This is a genomic window from Nocardioides sp. AN3, from assembly GCF_054653495.1.
Map to the genome: position 1 here is coordinate 73,594 of NZ_BAAIGC010000019.1, position 20,279 is coordinate 93,872.

Below are 20,279 nucleotides of genomic sequence, written 5' to 3' on the forward strand. Positions count from 1 at the left end.
ACGTCCCGAACTACCCCCCGACTGGCGGCGCTACCAGGCACCCCCGAAGGCTCTCTCGGTGTTCGCGTCGATGGCGGCGCACAGCTCGCCGAGGTCCTCGCCGCGCACCTCGGCCATGATCTGCAGCGTGTGCGGGATCAGGTAGGGCGAGTTGAGACGGCCGCGGTGCGGAGCCGGGGTCAGGAAGGGCGCGTCGGTCTCGACCAGGACCCGGTCGAGCGGGGTGATGGCGAGGGCCTCGCGCAGGTCGCCGGCGTTCTTGAAGGTCACGGTGCCGGCGAACGACAGGTAGGCGCCGCGGTCCAGGCACGCGCGGGCGAAGTCGGCGTCTCCCGAGAAGCAGTGCATCACCCAGCGGTCGGGGACGCCTTCGGCGTCGAGCACCTCGAGGACGGCGTCATGCGCGTCGCGGTCGTGGATCTGCAGCGTCTTTCGGTGGCGCTTGGCGATGTCGACGTGCCGGCGGAAGGAGTAGGTCTGCGCCGCCACGCCGTCTGGCCCGGTCCGGAAGAAGTCCAGTCCGGTCTCCCCCACCGCGCGCACCCGGTCGTGGGCGGTCGCGAGTCGCTCGATCTCGTCGAGCGCGGCATCCAGGTCCTCGTGCAGGGGCGCGTCGTTCGGGTGCAACGCGACCGCGGCGATCATCTGAGGGTGCTCGGCCGCCGCTGACACGGCCCACCGCGCCGACGGCAGGTCGCAGCCGACCTGCACGAAGCGCGTCACGCCGACCGACCCCGCGAGCCGTAGGGCGTCGGCGAGCGGCAGCGCCTCGCCGCCACGGGCGATGTCGAGGTGGCAGTGGTTGTCGACGACGGGGTGCGGGAGGACCAGCTCGGGGACGGCCGGGAAGGTGCCCGCCCTGGGGTCGCTCACGACCGGTGCACCAGGTCGTAGACCTCACGCTTGGGCACACCGGCCCCTCGGGCGACCTCCACGATCGCCTCCTTGCGCGACATCCCGTCCTCCTCCAGCGCCGCGACGGCGGCCCGCAGGTCGTCGGGGGCGGACGAGGCGACGGCAGGGGTCGCACCGGACACGACGATCGTGACCTCGCCGCGCACCCCCTCGGCGGCCCAGGCGACGAGGTCGGCGAGCGGCCCGCGGCGTACCTCCTCGTGCGTCTTCGTCAGCTCGCGGCACACCGCGGCGGCCCGGTCACCGCCGAAGGCGGCGGCCATCGCCTCGAGCGCCGCCTCGGTGCGATGCGGCGCCTCGAAGAAGACCATCGTCCGCTCCTCGCCCGCGAGCGAGACGAGCCGGCGCGACCGCTCCCCGGCCTTGCGCGGCAGGAACCCCTCGAAGCAGAACCGGTCCACCGGCAGGCCCGAGACGGCCAGCGCGGTGAGCACCGCCGAGGGGCCGGGCACCGCCGTCACAGGTACGCCGGCCTCGACGGCGGCAGCGACGAGCCGGTAGCCCGGGTCCGAGACCGACGGCATGCCGGCATCGGTCACCAGCAGGACCCGCTCCCCGGCGAGGAGCGACTCGAGCAGGGCCGGCGTACGCGCCGACTCGTTGCCCTCGAAGTAGGAGACGACCCGGCCACCGACGCTCACGCCGAGCTCGCCGGTCAGCCGCTTGAGCCGGCGGGTGTCCTCGGCAGCGACGACATCGGCGGCCGCGAGCTCGGTGGCCAGCCGGGGCGGCGCGTCCTCGACCCGTCCGATCGGTGTCGCGGCGAGGACGAGCGTTCCGGTCACGGAGGAATCATCGCAGGAGCCGTAGTCTCTCCCTCCGTGACGGTCATCGACGCACCCGACGACGAGCTCGACCGCGTGGTCTCCCTCTCGCGGACCGCGTCCGGTGCCGAGGTGCCGACGGCCTGGCAGCGCGCCCGCTCGCTCCTGCGAGGACAGGACCCTCTCGTCGGCTGGTGCGCGACCGTGGTGGTCACCGTCCTGGCGTTCGTGATGCGGCTGTGGCACCTCGGCACGCCGCGCGAGTTCGAGTTCGACGAGACCTACTACGCCAAGGACGCGTGGTCGCTGCTGCACTTCGGGTACGCGCGCAACTACGCCTCGAACGCGAACGACCAGATCCTCGCGGGCCACACGACCGGCTCGTTCCAGAGCACTCCCGAGATGATCGTGCACCCCGAGGTCGGGAAGTGGCTGATCGCCCTCGGCGAGAAGGCGTTCGGCATGGACCCCTTCGGCTGGCGCGTCGCCTCGGCCGTCGTCGGCTCGCTGATGGTCATGGTGATGATCCGCCTCGTCCGGCGGATGTCCGGCTCGACGCTCCTCGGTGTCGTCGCCGGCCTCCTGCTGGCCTTCGACGGGCTCGAGTTCGTGCTCTCGCGACTGGCGCTGCTCGACATCTTCATCGCCTTCTTCACCCTCTGCGCGGTCTCGTGCGCGGTCGCCGACCGCGACTGGTTCCGCGAGCGGCTCGCGGGGCGGATCGACGGACCGGCGCGGGGCTGGGGTCCACGTGTCCTGTGGCGACCGTGGCTGCTCGCCAGCGGGGTGTGCTGGGGGCTGGCGATCGGCACCAAGTGGACGGCGATCTACCCCCTCGCCGCCTTCGGGGTGATGGTGGTCCTCTGGAGCGCGGGGGCCCGTCGGTCCTTCGGGATCCGGCTGCCCCTGGCGAAGAGCGTCGTCGCCGACGGCGCGCCCGCCTTCGTGCACCTCGTCGTGGTGGCGGCGCTGGTCTACACGGCCTCGTGGACCGGATGGCTGATGCATGCCCGCGCCTACGAGGAGTCGCTGTCGTCGACGCAGTACACCCAGTACTCCGGGCACGGCCACTGCGACAAGCAGACCTACGTCAGCGACCGCCCCGACACGAACAAGCGCTGGCCCACCGCGACCGAGCGCGACGCCCACGGGCTCGGCGAGGTCACGCAGTCCCTGCGGTCGCTGTGGTACTACCACGAGGACGTCTGGACGTTCCACACCCACTTCCTCAACTGCGCGACGCACGTCTACGCCTCCTCGCCGGAGGGCTGGCTACTCCTCAACCGGCCCGTCGGGGTCTCGGCCACCACCGGCATCAAGCCCGGCGACCAGGAGTGCACCGCCCCGTCGGGGTCGGACTGCATCAAGCAGGTGCTCCTGCTCGGGACGCCGCTGCTGTGGTGGGGCGGCATCGCGGCCCTGCTGGCCGGCGTCGCGCTGTGGCTGGGTGCGCGGGACTGGCGCTTCGGCGTCGCCGTCATCGGGGTGGCGTCGACCTGGCTGCCGTGGTTGCAGTACGACGACCGGCCGATCTTCAGCTACTACGCGATCGTCAGCCTGCCGTTCCTCGTGCTCGCGGTCGCGCTGGCGATCGGGCGGATGATCGGACCGGGCCGCGCTCCGTCGCCTCGCCGCACCTTCGGGGTCGTCCTCTCAGGCGCGTACGTCGTCCTCGTGATCCTCAACTTCGCGTGGTTCTGGCCCATCTACACCGACGGGCTGCTCACGCACGCGCAGTGGCTGGACCGGATCTGGTTCCAGCGCTGGATCTAGCCGCCCCGCTGGTCGAGTAGCGAGCGCCAGCGAGCGTATCGAGACCCCCAGCTCAGCCGGCGAGGTCCGACGACCAGCGCTCCTCGATGCGCAGCACCTTCCAGGCCGTGATCGCGACGGCCCAGGTCACGACGAAGAGCACCACGATCCCGTAGCCGACGTAGTCGAGCGGGATGCCGGCGACGACCGCGAGCGGGCCGGAGGTGATCGCGAGCCGGTCCGCGAACACGCCGACCAGCTCGATCGTGCCGATGACGAGCGCGACGGCGACCGAGATCGAGGTGATCGTGAGGTTGTAGAACACCTTGCGGACCGGCTTGGCGAAGGCCCAGCCGTAGGCGAGGTTCATGAACACGCCGTCGATGGTGTCCATCAGTGACATCGCGGCGGCGAAGAGGATCGGCAGCACCAGGATCGTGTAGAAGGGCAGGTCGAAGACGGCCGCGCCACCGGCGAGGACCAGGAGGCCGACCTCGGTCGCGGTGTCGAAGCCGAGGCCGAAGAGCACCCCGATCGGGTAGATGTGCCACGGCTTGCGGACCGACTTCGTCAGACCGCCGAGCAGACGGTTCATGAAGCCGCGGGAGTCGAGCTGGCGCTCCAGCTCCGCCTCGTCGTACTCCCCGTGCCGCATGCGGCGGAAGACCTTGAGGATGCCGAGCAGAGCCACGAGGTTGAGCAGGCCGAGCATCCAGAGGAAGACGCCCGAGACCGACGGGCCGACGAGGCTGGTGATGGTGTGGAGCGTGGAGTCGTCGTTCTCGACCGAGCCGACCAGGGCCTTCACGCCCAGCATGAGCAGGAAGGAGAGCCCGAAGACGATGCTGGAGTGGCCCAGGGAGAACCAGAAGCCGACCGAGAGCGGCTTGCGCTGCGGCACCCCGGTCTCGGCCTCAATGGCCTGCACGTCGGTCAGGAGCTTGCGGGTGGTGTTGTCGACGGCGGCGATGTGGTCGGCGTCGAAGGCGTGCCGCAGCCCGAAGGTGTAGGCCAGGAGCCCGACCCCGACCGTGAAGACGGGGTGGTCGCCGCCCAACTCGAAGTGCTGGGGCGCCACCAGCCCGAGCAGGATGCCGAAGCCGGCCACGTGCAGCAGCACGACCACGCCGCCCATCCACCACAGCGACCGCTTGTCGCCGGCGGTCAGCGCGGTGCGGGTGCGGGCCCGTTCGGCCACGGCGATGCTCACAGGCTGGCTCCTCTCCGTTGCTATTGCGAACCTATCGCAACAACCATGCGGTGGCAGCACCGGGCTCGTCGCCGCCGGTCTCGCGCTCCGCGCCGCTGTCTCGCACCCGAGCGCCGCCGTCCGACGCCGGCCGGGGGCGGTCTGGGAGGATGGCGCCGTGTCCTCGCAGCCTCGCGCCGAGCACGGCCGCCATGAGGGCCGGACTGGTGACCGACGTGGCGGCCAGGCGCACGGCCCAGGTCACGGGCACAGTCACGGCCCTGGCCACGGCCACGGGCCGTCCGCCACCGCCGACAGGCGCTACCTCACGGCCGCGTTCGTGCTCCTCGTCGCCTTCCTCGTCGGCGAAGTCGTCGTCGCCCTGCTGTCGGGGTCGCTGGCACTCCTCTCCGATGCCGGGCACATGCTCTCCGACGTCGGCGCGATCGGACTCGCCCTGGTGGCCGCACGGCTGGCGCTCCGCCCGGCGAGTGGGACCTGGACGTTCGGGATGCACCGCGCCGAGATCCTCTCCGCGGCCGTCAACGGCGTGACGCTGCTGGTCGTCTCGGTCCTGGTGGCGATCGCGGCCGTACGCCGCCTCGTCCATCCCCCCGACGTGCACGGCTGGCCGATGGTGCTCACCGCTCTCGCCGGGTGCGCGGTCAACATCGTCGTCGCGTGGCTCCTGGCCCGTGCCGACCGGCGGTCGCTCAACGTCGAGGGCGCCTACCAGCACGTCCTCACTGATCTCTACGGCTTCGCCGGCACGCTCCTCGCCGGGATCGTGATCATCACGACCGGCTGGACGCGCGCCGACCCGATCGCCTCGCTCTTCGTCGTGGGCCTCATGCTGTACGCCGCCTGGGGGCTGCTGCGCGACTCCGGACGGATCCTCCTGGAGGCGGCGCCGGCCGACACCGACCTGGCTGCCATGCGCGCTCACCTGCTCGAGGTGCCACACGTGCGGGAGGTCCACGACCTGCACGTGTGGACCGTGACGTCGTCCCTGCCGGCGCTGTCCGCGCACGTCGTCGTCGACGATGGCTGCTTCGCGGACGGTCACGCGCCCCGGATCCTCGACCAGATCCAGGACTGTCTGGCCGGTCACTTCGACGTCGAGCACAGCACGTTCCAGCTCGAGCCCCCGGGGCATGCGGACCACGAGAGCGGATCCCACGGGTGACTGGCGGCCGTCACCCGGCCCGCGACAGACTGCCTGCCATGACCACTGCGAACATCGGCGTCGTCGGCCTGGCCGTCATGGGATCGAACCTGGCCCGCAACCTCGCGTCCCGGGAGGGCAACACGGTGGCGGTCTACAACCGCACCTACGCCCGCACCGAGCAACTGCTCACCGAGCACGCCGACCTCGGGTTCGTCGGGGCGGAGACGATCGACGACTTCGTCGCCTCGCTGTCCACGCCGCGGACCGCGATCATCATGGTGCAGGCCGGCGCGGGCACCGACGCCGTGATCGAGCAGCTCGCGGAGCGGTTCGAGCCGGGCGACATCATCGTCGACGGCGGCAACGCCAACTTCCACGACACCATCCGGCGCGAGCGCGAGCTGCGCGAGCGGGGCCTCAACTTCGTGGGCACCGGCATCTCCGGCGGCGAGGAGGGGGCCCTCCGCGGGCCGTCCATCATGCCCGGCGGCTCGCCCGAGGCCTGGGAGACGCTCGGCCCGATCCTGCGGTCCATCGCCGCCGTCGCGCCCGACGGCGAGCCGTGTGTCACCCACGTCGGCACCGACGGCGCCGGCCACTTCGTCAAGATGGTGCACAACGGCATCGAGTACGCCGACATGCAGCTGATCGCCGAGGCCTACGACCTGCTGCGGCGCGTCGGCGGACTGTCCGTGCCCAACCTGGTGGACGTCTTCCGCAGCTGGAACGAGGGCGACCTGGAGTCCTATCTCATCGAGATCACCGCCGAGGTCCTGTCGCAGACCGACGCCGAGACCGGTCAGCCGCTCGTCGACGTCATCCTGGACGAGGCCGGCTCCAAGGGCACAGGCGTGTGGACGGTCCAGAACGCCCTCGGGCTCGGCATCCCGGTCTCCGGGATCGGCGAGGCGGTCTTCGCCCGGGCGGTGTCGAGCAAGCCCGAGCAGCGGGCCGCCGTACGCAAGACGGTCAGGGGCCGTCCGGCCCGCCCCGAGGTGCCGCCGACCTTCGCGGACGACGTCCGTGCCGCTCTCTATTCCTCCAAGGTGGTCGCCTACGCACAGGGCTTCGACCTCATCGTCGCGGGTGCCCGGGAGTACGGCTGGGACATCGACCTCGGCGCGATCGCCAAGATCTGGCGCGCGGGCTGCATCATCCGGGCGCGGTTCCTCAACCGGATCGTCGACGCCTACGCGAACGAGCCCGGTCTCGCCTCCCTGCTGGCCGACCCGTACTTCGCCGACGCGGTCGCCTCCGGCGAGGAGGCCTGGCGTCGGGTGGTCGCGACGGCTGCGACGGCCGGCGTGCCGGCACCGGGCTTCTCCTCGGCGCTCGCCTACTACGACTCGCTCGCCTCGGACCGGCTCCCCGCCTCGCTCATCCAGGGGCAGCGCGACTTCTTCGGGGCGCACACCTACAAGCGGGTCGACAAGGAGGGCGTCTTCCACACGCTCTGGTCCGACGACCGGCGTGAGATCGCGACCGAGCCGTCGACGCACTGACCGGGGCCGACCGGGCACTGACCCGTCATGACGACGACCGTCCTCTGGCTGCGGCGTGACCTGCGGCTGCACGACCACCCCGCCCTCCTGGAGGCAGCGAAGGACGGGGCGCACGTGCTGCCCCTCTTCGTCCTCGACCACACCCTGCTGGACCCGTCCGGAGCCCCGCGCACGGCTTTCTTGCTGCGGTCTCTGCGCGCGCTGGACGCGGACCTGCGCCGTCATGGCGGCGGGCTCGTCGTGCGCCGAGGCCGGCCCGAGCAGGTGGTGCCTGCCGTCGTCCGCGAGGTCGGCGCGTTCGCGGTCCACGTGAGCACGGACTTCGGACCCTACGGCGCTGCGCGCGACGCGCGGGTCCAGGACGCGCTCGACAGGCACGGCGTGCCGCTGGTCGCGACGGGGTCGCCGTACGCCGTCGCGCCCGGCCGTGTTCGGACGAAGTCGGGCGGGCACTTCCAGGTGTTCGGGCCGTTCTACCGGGCGTGGGCCGAACACGGGTGGCGCGGGCCGGCCGCGTCAGACCCGGCGGCGGTCTCCTGGGTGAGCGCTCGGTCCGACGGCCTCCCGGGCGACCCCGCCGCCGTGCGGGGCCTGCGCCTGCCCGAGGCCGGTGAGGAGGCGGCTCACGAGGCCTGGGACGACTTCCGTGACCGGCTCGCGGACTACCCCGAGGACCGGGAACGGCCCGGCGTCGAGGGCACGTCGCGGATGTCGGCGTACCTCAAGCTCGGCACGCTCCACCCCCGCACGCTGCTCGCCGACCTCGGACACGACGCCGGCAGCGAGACCTACCGGCGCGAGCTCGCCTGGCGCGAGTTCTATGCGGCCGTCCTGGCAGCTCGACCCGAGAGCGCCCGCGACTATCTGCACCCGCAGCTCAAGGCGATGCCCTACGCGACCGGCTCCACCCTCGGGGAGCGGCTCGGGGCGTGGGAGCGCGGCGAGACCGGCTATCCGATCGTCGATGCCGGGATGCGGCAGCTGCTCGGCGAAGGGTGGATGCACAACCGGGTCCGGATGATCGTCGCCTCGTTCCTGGTCAAGGACCTGCACGTCGAGTGGACCCACGGAGCCGCCCACTTCATGCGCCACCTCGTGGACGGCGACCTCGCAAGCAATCAGCACAACTGGCAGTGGGTGGCCGGGTGCGGCACGGATGCGGCGCCGTTCTTCCGGATCTTCAACCCCGTGACGCAGGGCAAGAAGTTCGACCCCGCGGGTGACTACGTCCGTCGCTGGGTGCCCGAGCTCGCCGACGTCACGGGCAAGGCGGTGCACGAACCGTGGACGCTGGCAGAGCCGCCCGCCGGGTATCCCCCACCGATCGTCGACCACGCCACCGAGCGGGCGGCATCGCTGACCGCCTACGAGGCCCTGCGCAAGCGGTGAGCAGTCACAGATGCCCACTGATCCCCCGCCGAGCGGACGCAAATGCCCACTGATCCCCCACCGAGCAGTCGCAAATGCCCACTGATCCCCCGCCGAGCAGTCGCGAATGCCCGCTGAGCCGCGGTCACCTGCGCCCGCTCAGCGCCTGAGCCGCGGCCATCTGCGCCCGCTCACCGCCTGAGCGTCGGTCATCTGCGTCTGCTCGGCGATCGCGGCGGGCGGGGGAAGAACATGGGTGTCCGGGCCTTGTACGACGCCCAGCCGCGACGGCCTCGCATCCGACGGTCAGTGAGCCGCGCCCCGGAGACGACCGTGAGGAACCACGTCATCACGACCGGTGCCGGCAGCGTCGCCAGCGCCGGCAGCCATCCCGACGCGACCCCGCCGACCACCCACAGCCCCCACCAGACGCAGGCGTCGCCGAAGTAGTTCGGATGCCGGGTCCAGGCCCACAGGCCGGTGTCGAGGACCGGCGGCCGCGTGGACCGGGGCCGGCGACGGTAGGCCGCCAGCTGCGCATCGCCGACGGCCTCGAAGACGAGGCCGACCGCCCAGATCAGGACGCCGGCGACCACCAGCCACGTCCAGCGGACCGAGGTGACGAGACCGACGAGCACGGGCAGGCTCACCACGACGACGGCGACGCCCTGCAGCACGTAGACCTTCAGCACGATCCGCGAGAGCGGCACCTCGGCGTAGGAGCCGCCGAGCAGCTCCTCATAGCGGGGGTCGTCATGCCCCGAGCCGCGCACGCGGGTGCGCAGATGCCAGGCGAGGCGGACGCCCCAGAGGACGACGAGGGCGACCAGGAGCCAGCGCCGCCACCCGGAGTCGCCGTCATCGGCCGAGGAGCTGACCATGACCGCAGCGACCACCCCGCCGACGAACGCAACGGCAGCGAACGTCGCCCCCCATGCGACGTCCACGACCGCGACGCGGCGCAGGCGATGTCCCCAGACGGCCGTCAGCGTCATCGCCAGTGCGGCGACGGCGGCCGAGACCAGCACGAGCCAGCCGAGCTGGGCCCAGTCCGTGCTCGACATCACCACTCCCGCCGCAAGCCAAGCGCGTGCGGGGCGCCCGGCCGCACCGCGAGCACCTGGTCGACCCCCATGCGACCCTCGCGGAACGCGGCGGCACCCCCGACCAGGTAGAGCCGCCACACCCGGACCATCTCCTCCCCCACGAGGGCGGTGAGCCGGTCGGCCTCGGCCTCGAACCGGTCCAGCCAGCGGGCGACCGTCAGCACGTAGTGCTCGCGCAGCGCATGGACGTCACGCACCTCGAGACCCGCCCGCTCCAGGTGGGCGACGGTCTCCCCGACCGGGCGCATGTGCATGTCGGGAGCGATGAACGACTCGATGAACTGCCCCCCACCCGGGCGCCGCCCCGACCGGGACATCTGCTGCACCAGCACGCGGCCCCCGGGGCGCGCACGGTCGTGGAGGACGGCGGCGTACGTCGGGTAGTTGCCCTCCCCGACATGCTCGCCCATCTCGATCGAGGCCACGGCGTCGTAGGTCCCCTCGGTGTCGCGGTAGTCGCAGAGCCGCACCTCGACCTGACCGACGAGACCGAGGGAGCGCACCCGATCGGCGACGAACTGCTGCTGCTCCGCCGAGATCGTCACACCGACGACGCGGGCTCCGAAGTGTCGGGCGGCGTGCAGCGAGAGCGACCCCCAGCCGCAGCCCACGTCGAGGAGCGTGCTGCCCTCCGTCAGCCCGAGCTTGGTGCAGATCAAGGACAGCTTGTCGTGCTGGGCTCGCTCGAGCGTGTTCACCGGATCGGTGAAATAGGCGCAGGAGTAGGCCATCGAGTCGTCGAGGATGGCGGAGTAGAACGTGTTCGACAGGTCGTAGTGGTGCGCGATCGAGCTGCGGTCGCGTGCCTTCGTGTGCAAGCGCCCCCGCACACGAGCCTGGGCGACCGGCGGTGGCAGCGGCGGTCCGACGACGCCGAGACGCACGGCGAGCCGGGTCGCCCGCGCCAGCGCGGTGGCCTGTCGTCGTACGCCGCCGAGCCGGCCGGCGCGTCCCGGAGCGAGAAGCTCGCGCAGCGTCTCGTCCAGGTCGCCCGGCAGGTCCGCCTCGCCCGTCACATAGGCCTGCGCTGCCCCCAGCTCGCCGGGATGCCACAGGAGTCGGCGAAGCGCCCGCGGCGAGCGCAGATCGACGAGTGGTGCGTCCGCCGGCCCCGTCTCCGAGCCGTCCCACGCACGCACCCTCACCGGCAACGGATCCACCAGCGGAGCGAGCGCGTCGGCGATCTGGTGGGCGACGCCGGGCGGAGTCCCCGGTTCACCGGTGACTCCGGAACTTCTCGGCCTCCATGGCCCCTGAGAAGTTCCGGACTTCCCTGGGTGGATGACGCTCACGACCGGTCCTCCCGCTCGAGCAGGAGCTGGTGGACGTCGAGGTAGCCGGATGCGAACCCGGCACGCGAGTACTCCAGGTAGTAGTGCCACATCCGGCGGAACGTGGCGTCGAAACCGAGCCGCTCGACCTCGTCGGCGCGGGCGGCGAACCGCTCATCCCACTGCCGCAGGGTCTCGGCGTAGTGCAGCCCCAGGCCGGTGGCCCTCCGCAGCCGCAGCGAGGTGCGGTCGCGAGCGGTCTCCTCCATCGCCCGGAGTGAGGGCAGGAAGCCGCCGGGGAAGATGTACTTCGTCATCCATGTGTAGGTGTTGCGCGTCGCCAGCATCCGGTCGTGGGGCATCGTGATCGCCTGGATCGCGACCTTGCCGCCGGGTGCGAGCACCCGGTCGATCGTGCGCAGGTACGTCGGCCAGTGCCGCCACCCGACCGCCTCCACCATCTCGACGGAGACGACCGCGTCGTAGGCCCCCGTGATGTCGCGGTAGTCGCAGAGGTCGATCCGCACCTGGTCGCTGCATCCGGCCGCCGCCACCCGCTCGAGGGCGAGCTCGCGCTGCTCGCTCGACAAGGTGACGGTGCGGACGGTGGCGCCGCGGGCCGCCGCCCGGATCGCCAGCGCACCCCAGCCGGTGCCGATCTCGAGCACCCGCGTGCCGGGCCCGACGCCGGCGAGGTCGAGCAGGTCGTCGATCTTGCGCAGCTGGGCGCTCTCGAGGTCGTCGCCCTTCACCGGGAGACCGCCGACATCGGTGCGGAAGTGCCCGGACGAATAGGTCATCGTGGGATCCAGGAAGACCGCGAACAGCTCGTTGGAGAGGTCGTAGTGGTGAGCCACGGCCCGTCGCGTGTCGCTCTTCTCGCCGAGCTCGTCCCGCGGCGGCCGCGCCATCACCGCCGATCGCAGGACCTGGAGCGGTCTCGGCACCAGGTGGGCGACGTCGACGGCCAGCACGGCGAGGAACCCGCCGAGGTCCTCGGCCTCCCACGCGCCCGTCAGGTAGGCCTCGCCGAAGCCGATGGAGTGGTCGGTGCCGAGTCGGGCGAAGAGCTCGTCGGGGCGGTGGATGGTCATCACCGGACCGCCCCGGCCGACGGTGCGGCCCTCCAGGCGCACGGTGACGTCGAGTCGTCCGACCGCCCTGAGGAAGAGCCGTCGGGCCACCGTGGCGGCGACGGCCGCCCTCGCGCCCGATGGCACCGTGGCGAGGTCGACCCAGCGCTCGGCTGCCCCCGGCGCCCGACGGCCGGGCACCGGCCCCGCGGCCGGCCCAGCGACCGGCCCAGCAGAAGACCCGGTGGGTACGGCGGCCTCGAACGTGCTCGGCGTGGTGAGGGTCATCGGACACCTTCCTGGTGGTGGGGCGGACGGGGTCGGATCGGCAGCCGACGGGCCCAGAGGGCGATGCCGTGGGCCCTGATGCGCAGCGCGTCGACGAGCCCGGACAGTGCGACCCGGACAGTGCCGACGTCGACGAGGCGTCCGTGCAGCGAGGCGGAGAACACCGCGCCGTCGTCGGTCAGCAGCTCGACGGCGATGTCGAGGCGATCGCTGGGCGGTGGCACCACCAACGTGTAGCGACCATCCGTCCCGTGGAACGGAGAGACATACAGCTGCTTGGTCACCTCGGCTCGGCCGTCGCGGTCCGGGTGGACGACGTAGGCATGCCGGTCGCCGTAGGTGTTGTGGACCTCGACGACCGTGGCGAGCGGCGTGCCGTCGCGGCGGGTGCACCAGAAGACGCTGATCGGGTTGAAGCAGAAGCCGAAGGCGCGCGGGTGGGCCGCCAGCAGCACCTCGGCGTCGCCCAGCTCGATCTCGTTCAGCGCCAGGAACCGTGCGAGGTTCTCGCGAACGGGGAGCGTGGGGTCGCCCAGATGGTCGCGACCCTCGACGCTGCCCCGCCACCACGACGCGCGCGGAGGCGCGTCGAGATCGACGACCCACAGGGTGGAGCGGTGGGTGAAGGTACGCCGCCATGGGGTCCGACGTACGTGGCTGACCCGTGTGTCGTAGACCGCTGGCGCGGGTCGGCGGTGAGAGCGCGCCGACTCGGCGCTCTGAGGCTGCGTGGACGCGCTGACGCGGCGAGGTGCGGGCCGGTCGAAGCCGAGGCGACGGGCCGCCGCGATCCCGGAGCGAGCGCCGTCCTCGTGGAACCCCCAGCCGTGGTAGGCGCCGGCGAAGACGATCCTCGGCGTCTCGATCTCGAGCAGCCGCCGTTGGGCGGCGACAGATGAGGGTGTGTAGAGCGGGTGCTCGTAGTCCCGCCGGGCGATCACCAGCGCCGGGTCGACGAGGTGCTCGCCGCCGAGCGTGACGAGGTAGTGCACGTCGGTGTCCAGCCGCTGCAACCGGGTCAGGTCGTAGGTGACGGTGACCGGTGCGGCAGTGGGGGTCGTACGCCGGAAGTTCCACGACGCCTGGACGTGCTCGTTCCTCGGGAGCACCGAGACGTCGGTGTGCAGGAGGGCGGTGTTCGAGGAGTACGTGATCGCGCCGAGGACATCTTGCTGCGCCGGCGTCGGCGTGGCCAGCATGGCGAGCGCCTGGTGCGGGTGGGTGGCGATGACGACGCGGTCGTAGGCGCGCTCCTCGCCCCGCCCATCGAGCACCACCACGCGGTCGTCGTGCTCGCGCACCTCGACGATCGGCGCGGCGAGCCTGATCTCGTCGAGGCGCTCGGCGATGCGGGTGACGTACTCGCGCGAGCCTCCGGTGACCGTGCGCCACGTCGGGCTGCCACTGACGCTCAGCATCCCGTGGTGGTCGAGGAACTCGAACAGGTAGCGCGCCGGATAGTCGCGCGCGACCTGCGGGTCGCACGACCACACCGCCGCGACCAGCGGCTCGGCGAAGTGACGCACGAAGTGATCCGAGAAGCGCCCCTCGGCGAGGAACTCCCCCAGGGTCTGGTCGGAGGTCGGGCCGGACCTCCCGCTGGAGGGACCCAGAAGCCGGCGTGCGCGGCGGTGGAAGCGAGGGATGTCGGCGAGCATCCGCAGGTGGGCGAGGTCCCGCGTGTGGCGGGCATCCGGCAGGAGCCCCCGCAGTCCTCGAGCACCGGCCCAGCCGATGCCGCTGAGGTCGTCGACGATCGACATGGACATCTCGGAGTCCTGGGTCTCGATGCCGAGCTCGTCGAAGATCCGGATGAGCGTCGGATACGTCCGGCGGTTGTGGACGATGAACCCCGTGTCGATGGCGAGCTTGCGGTCCCCGTCGACGACATCGTGCGTGTCGGCATGGCCACCGAGACGGTCGTCGGCCTCATAGAGCGTCACGTGGGCGCGAGCTGAGCAGGCGTACGCCGCCGCCAGGCCCGACACGCCCGACCCGATGACGGCTACTCGTCCTCCTGGCCCGTGGTCTCCCATGCTGGCCTCCCTCCGACACTGTCCTCACCGAGTGTTCGGCGCCTGCGCGAGATCGGATGGGTGTGGATCTCCCCTGCGATCCGATCTGGCACCGGCCGCCGCTCCGAACCCAGGGCATGACTTCCTTCCGAGACCGCCTGACCCTGGCGGCGGTCGGCCCGGCCGCCGCCGCTGCGGGGCTGGCTGCCGGCCATCTGCTCGCCGCCGTGACGACCCCGTCGGCCTCCCCCGTCCTGGCCGTCGGCTCCACCGTGATCGACCGCACGCCCACGTCGGTCAAGGACTGGGCCATCGCCCACTTCGGCACGCACGACAAGGTGATCCTCGTCGGCTCAGTGCTCGTGGCGGTGCTGCTCGTGTCCATCGCCGCGGGCTTCGCGGCACGCCGTCGACGCGTCTGGGGTGCCGGCGTCCTCGGGGCGCTCGCCGCCGTGGCGGCCGTCTGCGCCGTACGTCGCCCCGCTGCCGGCCTCGGCGACGCGACGCCCAGCATGCTCGCCGGTGTCATCGCCATCGGCGTCCTCGTTGCTCTCTGCGCGGGCTGGACCGTGGGCAGGGGCCCCGATCCCGCCACCCACGCCGCGGCCGACACCTCCGCCGACATCTCCGCCGGGGCGTCTCGGCGCCGGGTACTGGTGGGGATCGGCGTGACGGTCCTTGCGGCCGGAGTCGTCGGTCAGCTCGGTCGCTGGGTAGCGTCCGCCCGGGGACGGCCCGAGGACATCGCCCTGCCGTCCGCCGCCGACCCGGCTCCGCCGTTCCCTGCCGACCTCGACCGGACCGTCCACGGCATCACCCCCTGGCGCACCGCCTCCGGCGACTTCTACCGCGTCGACACCCGACTGGACGTCCCGGTGCTGAGCAGCTCGGACTGGCGGCTCGAGGTCGACGGCGACGTACGCCACCCGTTCACGCTCACGTTCGACGAGCTGCTGACGATGCCGATGATCGAGCGCGACATCACGCTCACCTGTGTCTCCAACAGCGTCGGCGGCCCTTACGCAGGGGGCGCACGCTGGCTCGGCGTCCGCCTCACCGATGTCCTCGACCGCGCCGGCGTCGGCACGCGAGCCGACCAGATCCTGAGCACCGACTTCGCCGGCATGACGATCAGCACGCCCCTGGCGCTCGCCACCGACGGCCGCGACGCGATGCTGGCCGTCGGCATGAACGGCGCGCCGCTCCCCCGCGAGCACGGCTTCCCGGTGCGGATGGTGATCCCCGGCCTCTACGGGTTCATCAGCGCGACGAAGTGGCTCACCCGGCTCACGCTGACGACGTACGCCGAGCGGTCGGCGTACTGGACCCAGCGCGGCTGGGCGACCCGCGCCCCCATCAAGATCTCGAGCCGGATCGACACCCCGCGGCCGCTCGCGCAGCTCGATCCCGGCGAGGTCGTCGTCGGGGGTGTCGCGTGGGCGCAGGGGAACGGTGGCGTGGCTCGCGTGGAGGTCAGCATCGACGGCGGTCCGTGGCAGGCGGCGCAGCTGGGGCCGTCGGCGGGAGAGGTCTACTGGCGCCAGTGGTTCCACCGCTGGGAGGCGAGGCCGGGCGCGCACACGCTGTCGTGCCGCGTCGTGGACGGCGACGGGCAGGTGCAGACGCCGGTGCGGGCCAACCCGTTCCCCGACGGGGCGAGCGGGCTGCACACGATCAACGTGACCGTCGGATCGTGATCGCCCGACCCATCCGGATCCTCCGTCGCTCCGAAGACCAGGTGCACGACGTCATGACGGACAGCCACAGACCACTGATGCTCACGGAAGGCACCTGCCATGAACACCCTCTCCCGCTCCACCGGCCGCGCGGCCGTCGTCGCCCTGACCTCGGCGCTCGCTCTGAGTCTCGCCGCCTGCGGCGGCAGCGACTCCGGCAACGGCGCTGCTGCCTCGGACCCGAGCTCGATGTCCTCCTCGCCGTCGATGAGCTCGGACCCGTCGAGCTCGGGCGGCGCGATGAGCGACGCCGGCTCGCAGACCTTCGGGCCCGGCTGCTCGGCGATCCCGACCAGCGGCGCCGGCTCGTTCGACGGCATGGTGAAGGACCCGGTCGCCACGGCGGCGAGCAACAACCCGCTGCTGAGCACGCTGGTCACGGCCGTCACGAAGGCCGGCCTGGTCGACACCCTCAACGGCGCCAGCGGCCTGACGGTGTTCGCGCCGACCAACGACGCCTTCTCGAAGATCCCGAAGGCGCAGCTCGACAAGGTGCTCAACGACAAGGCCACCCTCACCGCGATCCTGACCCACCACGTGGTGGCCGGCCAGCTGGACCCGACCTCGGTCGTCGGCACCCAGACCACGCTCAACAAGGACATGGTCACCGTCACCGGTGACACGTCGGGGATGAAGGTGGACGATGCAGGAGTCGTCTGTGGCAACATCCCGACCGCGAACGCCACCGTGTATGTGATCGACACGGTGCTCATGCCCAAGGCGAAGTGACGCCACACCCCGAGGACTGACGGAGATCGAGACGTGGAACATCTTCGGCCCGTCCCCGGCGGCGCCCCCGAGGAGGGGGCGCCGTCGGGCGCCGACCCGGGCGAGCTGCTGCGCCGCTCGGCACGGGGCGACGAGGCTGCGTTCGCGGAGCTGTACGACACCGTGGGCGCCAAGGTCTACGGACTGGCGCTGCGAGTCGTGCGGGATCCGGCGCAAGCCGAGGAGGTCGCCCAGGAGGCCTTCTTGGAGATCTGGCGTACGTCGTCCCGCTACCGACCCGACCGCGGCAGCGCGCTCGCGTGGATGCTCACCATCACCCACCGCCGAGCCGTGGACCGGGTCCGGGCGGCGGAGTCGGCGACCCGCCGTGACGTCGCCTACGAGCAGAGGAACCAGCCGGTGAGCCACGACTCGACCGCCGAAGCCGCCCATGCCTCGCTCGAGGCCCGCCGTGTGCGGGGTGCGCTCGAGATGCTGACGCCGGTCCAGCGCGAGGCGGTCGAGCTCGCCTATCTCGGTGGCTACACGCACACCGAGGTGGCCAGCATGCTGGAGCTGCCGGTGGGGACCGCCAAGACCCGGATCAGGGACGGCCTGATCCGCCTGCGAGACACTTTGGGAGTGGGGGCGCGCGATGAGCACTGACATCCACGCGCTGTCGGGGGCCTACGCCCTCGACGCCCTCGACGACGACGAGCGCGCCGAGTTCGAGAAGCACCTGGCCGGCTGCCCGACCTGCCAGGCAGAGGTCGACAGCCTGCGTGAGGCCGCGGTCGGACTGGCCGAGCTCACCGAGGTCGCACCCCCGGCCGGCCTGCGTGAGCGGGTGCTTGCCGACGCGTCCGTGGTGCGCCCGCTGCCGCCGCTGGTCCTCCACTCTCCTCGGCGGCGCCGCTGGAGTGCGCTGGTCGCCGCCGCGGCCGCGGTCATCCTGGTCGGTGGCGGAGCCGCGATCTGGCACCCTTGGACAGGCTCGGCTCCGACGCCGCCGTCGATCTCGGCGGTCGACCGGGTGGCGCAGGCCCCCGACGCCCAGCGCACCACGCAGACCCTGGCAGACGGAGGCACGGTCACCGTCTACCGGTCGGCCAAGCTCGACAAGGCCGCCGTCGTCGTCAAGGATCTGCCGACCCTCCCGAACGGGAAGGTCTACGAGATGTGGCTGCAGGACACTCAGGGCAGCATGCTCCCTGCCGGCGTCGTCCCGGCCGGGGTCAGCTCGGGCGAGATGGTGCTCAACGGCTCCGCAAGCACAGCAGTCGGCGCGGGGATGACCGTGGAGCCCACCGGCGGCTCCGAGGCTCCGACGTCGGCCCCGGTGGCGCTGCTGGAGTTCGGGAGCGCCTAGCGGCCGTCTCAGTGATTCGCGCCGGACTCCGCCCTCTCGGCGAGCTCCAGGAGGACGGCGCGGACCTCGGCCACCTCCACGTCCTCGACGCGTCGCCCCCACTGCTCGGGCGGGCGGAGGTGCACACAGCCCTCCGGCTGCTGGCAGCCGACCTCGGACAGGACCACCCGCAGGGCTTGGAGCTCGGCCGCCAAGCGCTGCGTCTGCCGGTAGGCGAGGTGCTCGCGCTGCTCGCCCACGGCCGCGCCGGCGAGGTCACGGACGAGCTCGAGGACGACTCGCCCCATCGTCGCGGACAGGTCGCGCTCCGCCGCACAGCCGCCCATGGCGGCGATCCGCGCCGGCACGTCGCGCCCCGTCTCCCCCGCGGCCGCCAAGCCGCTGGTGACGGCCAACGTCTCGACCGGTGTCTCGCGACTCGCACGCCGCAAGAGCCCCCGTCGCTCGTGGGATCGCTCAGTGTCCGGAAGCTCCAGGGTCGAGGGTCCGGCCCACTCGTCGAGGCGAGCAAGATCCTGGTACGTCGACTCCGCGACCTCCGCGAATCTCCTCTGCACCGCCCCATCGGCGAACACCACGTAGCGCGCGACCGGTTCGCGCCGGTCCTCCATCATCGGCCTGCTCCCGAGGCCGCGTGCTCTGCGTGCATGGTCGCCCTCTCCTGACCCCCGTCGCGGTTCCCGCGGCGGTCAGCCTAGCGGCCCAGCGGCGGTACGCCGGGCGCACCCGCCCGGCCGCGTCATGGCCGTTGTCGCAGGAGATCGCCGCCGGACACAGGCGGGCGCGCGGCTGGTGGTTCGCCGTCCGCGACCGGAGCAGACACGGCTGCCAGACTTCACGCTGTGGTCGCTGTCGACGCCCCTCAGAGGGCACTTCGTCGGCGAGGGTTCGTGCTGGAGTACGCCACCCTCTCGTGGAATGTCGCGGGCATCGTCGTGCTGGCCTTCGCCGCCCTCGGCGCCCGCTCGGTCGCGCTCGCCGGGTTCGGGCTCGACTCCCTGATCGAGATCGGTGCCTCGATGGTCGTCATCTGGGAGCTGTCGGACACCAGTCAGCGGCGTCGGCGTCGGGCACTGCGCCTTATCGGCGTGTCGTTTGCGCTGCTCGCCCTCTACCTCCTGGTCCAGTCGACATGGGTTCTTGCCCTCGGGCATCACGCACATCATTCGCCGCTCGGCATCGTCTGGACGGCTGTGACGACTGCCGTGATGTTGGGGCTCGCCGCCGGCAAGGCACGCACCGGTGCCGCGCTGAACAACCCAGTGCTGAGGACCGAGGGCCGAGTCACTCTCATCGACGCACTCCTGGCTGCGGCCGTGTTGGTCGGCCTGCTGCTCAACGCAGTCAACGACTGGTGGTGGGCCGATCCCGCAGCCGGCTATGTGCTGGTCTTCTACGCCGCCAGAGAGGCCCGCGAGATCTTCACCGATCACTGACCGCCCGCGCGCATTGACGTCGCATGGGCGGCGAATCTGCCCGGGCGCTCGTGGCGATGTCCTGCGACATGACCCACAGTCCACCGATCGCCCTTGCCAAGCCTTCGAATGTATGTTCTAATGCTCGTAGATCGTCCCGGTTCGCCGGTCCCTCCACGTCGATCTGCTGACTTGTCCGTCTGCTGTCCGTGGAGCCCTGATGACCTCTCCTTTTCCGGAGCCGCCTCGTCGGCCGGCTGTGACGCGGTCGCATCAGGTGCACCGGTTCACCGGCCGGTTGGGTGAGGTGTTGGACGAGGTCAGTACTGACACCGTCTGGGCGTTGAGCCAGCAGGAGCTGGCCGAGTCGCTACGGGAGGCCTACGCCGCCCAGGCGCGGTTGCAGGCGTTGACGTTGCGGCTGGTCGCGCAGGCTGACCTCAACGATCTGGCCTCCTTCGAGGGGGCGGTGAGCCTGCCGGCCTGGCTGCGGGTCCAGGTCCGGCTGGCCCCCGGGGAGGCGAAACGGCAGGTCAGGCTCGCGAAGGCTCTCGAGGGCCATCAGGTGACCCGGGAGGCACTGGCGGCGGGTGGGTTCCCGGCCGCGTCGGCGGCGGTGATCACCGAGGCCGTCGACGCC

Annotated in this window: 17 protein-coding genes and 1 pseudogene; 10 read left to right on the forward strand and 8 right to left on the reverse strand. The window is 71.7% G+C overall.

Features of this window, described 5'->3' with window-relative positions:
• Positions 1 to 30: 30 nt before the first annotated feature.
• Both ACYQ1K_RS19000 and rsmI read right to left on the reverse strand, forming a co-directional pair.
• A complete protein-coding gene (locus ACYQ1K_RS19000) occupies positions 31 to 873 on the reverse strand; it encodes a TatD family hydrolase (RefSeq protein ID WP_459984828.1) in 843 nt (280 codons plus the stop codon).
• On the reverse strand, positions 870 to 1,700 hold the full coding sequence (rsmI, locus tag ACYQ1K_RS19005; protein ID WP_459984829.1) for a 16S rRNA (cytidine(1402)-2'-O)-methyltransferase: 831 nt from the start codon (positions 1,698 to 1,700) through the stop codon (positions 870 to 872). Before rsmI ends, ACYQ1K_RS19000 begins: the two co-directional genes overlap by 4 nt.
• 36 nt (positions 1,701 to 1,736) lie before the next feature.
• Between rsmI and ACYQ1K_RS19010 the strand changes: the two genes are divergently transcribed.
• Positions 1,737 to 3,452 carry a dolichyl-phosphate-mannose--protein mannosyltransferase gene (locus ACYQ1K_RS19010; RefSeq protein ID WP_459984830.1) on the forward strand — a complete coding sequence of 572 codons (1,716 nt, stop codon included), beginning with the start codon at positions 1,737 to 1,739 and terminating at the stop codon, positions 3,450 to 3,452.
• A 52-nt stretch (positions 3,453 to 3,504) separates the two neighbouring features.
• Here ACYQ1K_RS19010 and nicT read toward each other — a convergent pair whose 3' ends face one another.
• The gene (gene nicT / locus ACYQ1K_RS19015) at positions 3,505 to 4,641 is read right to left on the reverse strand and encodes a Nickel transporter NicT (RefSeq protein WP_459984831.1); all 1,137 of its coding nucleotides are present in this window, start codon (positions 4,639 to 4,641) and stop codon (positions 3,505 to 3,507) included.
• A 157-nt stretch (positions 4,642 to 4,798) separates the two neighbouring features.
• Between nicT and ACYQ1K_RS19020 the strand changes: the two genes are divergently transcribed.
• The 3 genes from ACYQ1K_RS19020 to ACYQ1K_RS19030 are packed head-to-tail and all read left to right on the forward strand — an operon-like array spanning position 4,799 to position 8,679.
• Positions 4,799 to 5,806, forward strand: coding sequence for a cation diffusion facilitator family transporter (locus tag ACYQ1K_RS19020; protein WP_459984832.1), 1,008 nt, complete (start codon positions 4,799 to 4,801; stop codon positions 5,804 to 5,806).
• Entirely contained in the window at positions 5,803 to 7,290 is a 1,488-nt protein-coding gene (gndA, locus tag ACYQ1K_RS19025) for an NADP-dependent phosphogluconate dehydrogenase (RefSeq protein WP_459984833.1), read from the forward strand. Before ACYQ1K_RS19020 ends, gndA begins: the two co-directional genes overlap by 4 nt.
• Before the next feature lie 27 nt (positions 7,291 to 7,317).
• The gene (locus ACYQ1K_RS19030) at positions 7,318 to 8,679 is read left to right on the forward strand and encodes a cryptochrome/photolyase family protein (protein WP_459984834.1); all 1,362 of its coding nucleotides are present in this window, start codon (positions 7,318 to 7,320) and stop codon (positions 8,677 to 8,679) included.
• Between the two features lie 188 nt (positions 8,680 to 8,867).
• Here ACYQ1K_RS19030 and ACYQ1K_RS19035 read toward each other — a convergent pair whose 3' ends face one another.
• The 4 genes from ACYQ1K_RS19035 to ACYQ1K_RS19050 are packed head-to-tail and all read right to left on the reverse strand — an operon-like array spanning position 8,868 to position 14,432.
• A complete protein-coding gene (locus ACYQ1K_RS19035) occupies positions 8,868 to 9,722 on the reverse strand; it encodes a DUF1295 domain-containing protein (protein WP_459984835.1) in 855 nt (284 codons plus the stop codon).
• Complete coding sequence (locus ACYQ1K_RS19040) at positions 9,722 to 11,056, reverse strand: class I SAM-dependent methyltransferase (RefSeq protein ID WP_459984836.1); 1,335 nt, start codon at positions 11,054 to 11,056, stop codon at positions 9,722 to 9,724. Before ACYQ1K_RS19040 ends, ACYQ1K_RS19035 begins: the two co-directional genes overlap by 1 nt.
• Positions 11,053 to 12,396 (reverse strand): class I SAM-dependent methyltransferase, encoded by a 1,344-nt coding sequence (locus ACYQ1K_RS19045; protein WP_459984837.1) that lies wholly within the window; start codon positions 12,394 to 12,396, stop codon positions 11,053 to 11,055. Before ACYQ1K_RS19045 ends, ACYQ1K_RS19040 begins: the two co-directional genes overlap by 4 nt.
• Positions 12,393 to 14,432: a DUF1365 family protein gene (locus ACYQ1K_RS19050; RefSeq protein WP_459984838.1), complete on the reverse strand. Its 2,040-nt coding sequence runs from the start codon at positions 14,430 to 14,432 to the stop codon at positions 12,393 to 12,395. The genes ACYQ1K_RS19045 and ACYQ1K_RS19050 overlap by 4 nt, the downstream gene beginning before the upstream one ends.
• Positions 14,433 to 14,548: 116 nt before the next feature.
• On the opposite strand from ACYQ1K_RS19050, the gene ACYQ1K_RS19055 reads away from it, so the two are divergent.
• The 4 genes from ACYQ1K_RS19055 (at position 14,549) to ACYQ1K_RS19070 (ending at position 18,224) form a co-directional block, all read left to right on the forward strand.
• Positions 14,549 to 16,108, forward strand: coding sequence for a molybdopterin-dependent oxidoreductase (locus ACYQ1K_RS19055; RefSeq protein ID WP_459984839.1), 1,560 nt, complete (start codon positions 14,549 to 14,551; stop codon positions 16,106 to 16,108).
• 99 nt (positions 16,109 to 16,207) lie between these two features.
• Positions 16,208 to 16,876, forward strand: a complete 669-nt coding sequence (locus ACYQ1K_RS19060) for a fasciclin domain-containing protein (protein ID WP_459984840.1) — start codon at positions 16,208 to 16,210, stop codon at positions 16,874 to 16,876.
• A gap of 33 nt (positions 16,877 to 16,909) precedes the next feature.
• On the forward strand, positions 16,910 to 17,521 hold the full coding sequence (gene sigK / locus ACYQ1K_RS19065; RefSeq protein ID WP_459984841.1) for an ECF RNA polymerase sigma factor SigK: 612 nt from the start codon (positions 16,910 to 16,912) through the stop codon (positions 17,519 to 17,521).
• Positions 17,511 to 18,224 (forward strand): anti-sigma factor, encoded by a 714-nt coding sequence (locus tag ACYQ1K_RS19070; RefSeq protein ID WP_459984842.1) that lies wholly within the window; start codon positions 17,511 to 17,513, stop codon positions 18,222 to 18,224. The genes sigK and ACYQ1K_RS19070 overlap by 11 nt, the downstream gene beginning before the upstream one ends.
• A gap of 8 nt (positions 18,225 to 18,232) precedes the next feature.
• Here ACYQ1K_RS19070 and ACYQ1K_RS19075 read toward each other — a convergent pair whose 3' ends face one another.
• Complete coding sequence (locus tag ACYQ1K_RS19075) at positions 18,233 to 18,838, reverse strand: hypothetical protein (protein ID WP_459984843.1); 606 nt, start codon at positions 18,836 to 18,838, stop codon at positions 18,233 to 18,235.
• A gap of 228 nt (positions 18,839 to 19,066) precedes the next feature.
• Here ACYQ1K_RS19075 and ACYQ1K_RS19080 point away from each other — a divergent pair, with 228 nt between their 5' ends.
• Both ACYQ1K_RS19080 and ACYQ1K_RS19085 read left to right on the forward strand, forming a co-directional pair.
• A complete protein-coding gene (locus ACYQ1K_RS19080; protein ID WP_459984844.1) occupies positions 19,067 to 19,660 on the forward strand; it encodes a cation efflux transmembrane domain-containing protein in 594 nt (197 codons plus the stop codon).
• A gap of 199 nt (positions 19,661 to 19,859) precedes the next feature.
• Positions 19,860 to 20,279, forward strand: a pseudogene (locus tag ACYQ1K_RS19085) (hypothetical protein); the annotation flags it as partial.

What these genes read in the sequence shown, in the direction of transcription:
- ACYQ1K_RS19035 (WP_459984835.1), bottom strand. Translation starts at nt 9,722, where the DNA reads ATGTCGAGCACGGACTGGGCCCAGCTCGGCTGGCTCGTGCTGGTCTCG.
- ACYQ1K_RS19030 (WP_459984834.1), top strand. Translation starts at nt 7,318, where the DNA reads ATGACGACGACCGTCCTCTGGCTGCGGCGTGACCTGCGGCTGCACGAC.
- ACYQ1K_RS19045 (WP_459984837.1), bottom strand. Translation starts at nt 12,396, where the DNA reads ATGACCCTCACCACGCCGAGCACGTTCGAGGCCGCCGTACCCACCGGG.
- ACYQ1K_RS19055 (WP_459984839.1), top strand. Translation starts at nt 14,549, where the DNA reads ATGACTTCCTTCCGAGACCGCCTGACCCTGGCGGCGGTCGGCCCGGCC.
- ACYQ1K_RS19060 (WP_459984840.1), top strand. Translation starts at nt 16,208, where the DNA reads ATGAACACCCTCTCCCGCTCCACCGGCCGCGCGGCCGTCGTCGCCCTG.
- ACYQ1K_RS19075 (WP_459984843.1), bottom strand. Translation starts at nt 18,838, where the DNA reads ATGATGGAGGACCGGCGCGAACCGGTCGCGCGCTACGTGGTGTTCGCC.
- ACYQ1K_RS19050 (WP_459984838.1), bottom strand. Translation starts at nt 14,432, where the DNA reads ATGGGAGACCACGGGCCAGGAGGACGAGTAGCCGTCATCGGGTCGGGC.
- ACYQ1K_RS19070 (WP_459984842.1), top strand. Translation starts at nt 17,511, where the DNA reads ATGAGCACTGACATCCACGCGCTGTCGGGGGCCTACGCCCTCGACGCC.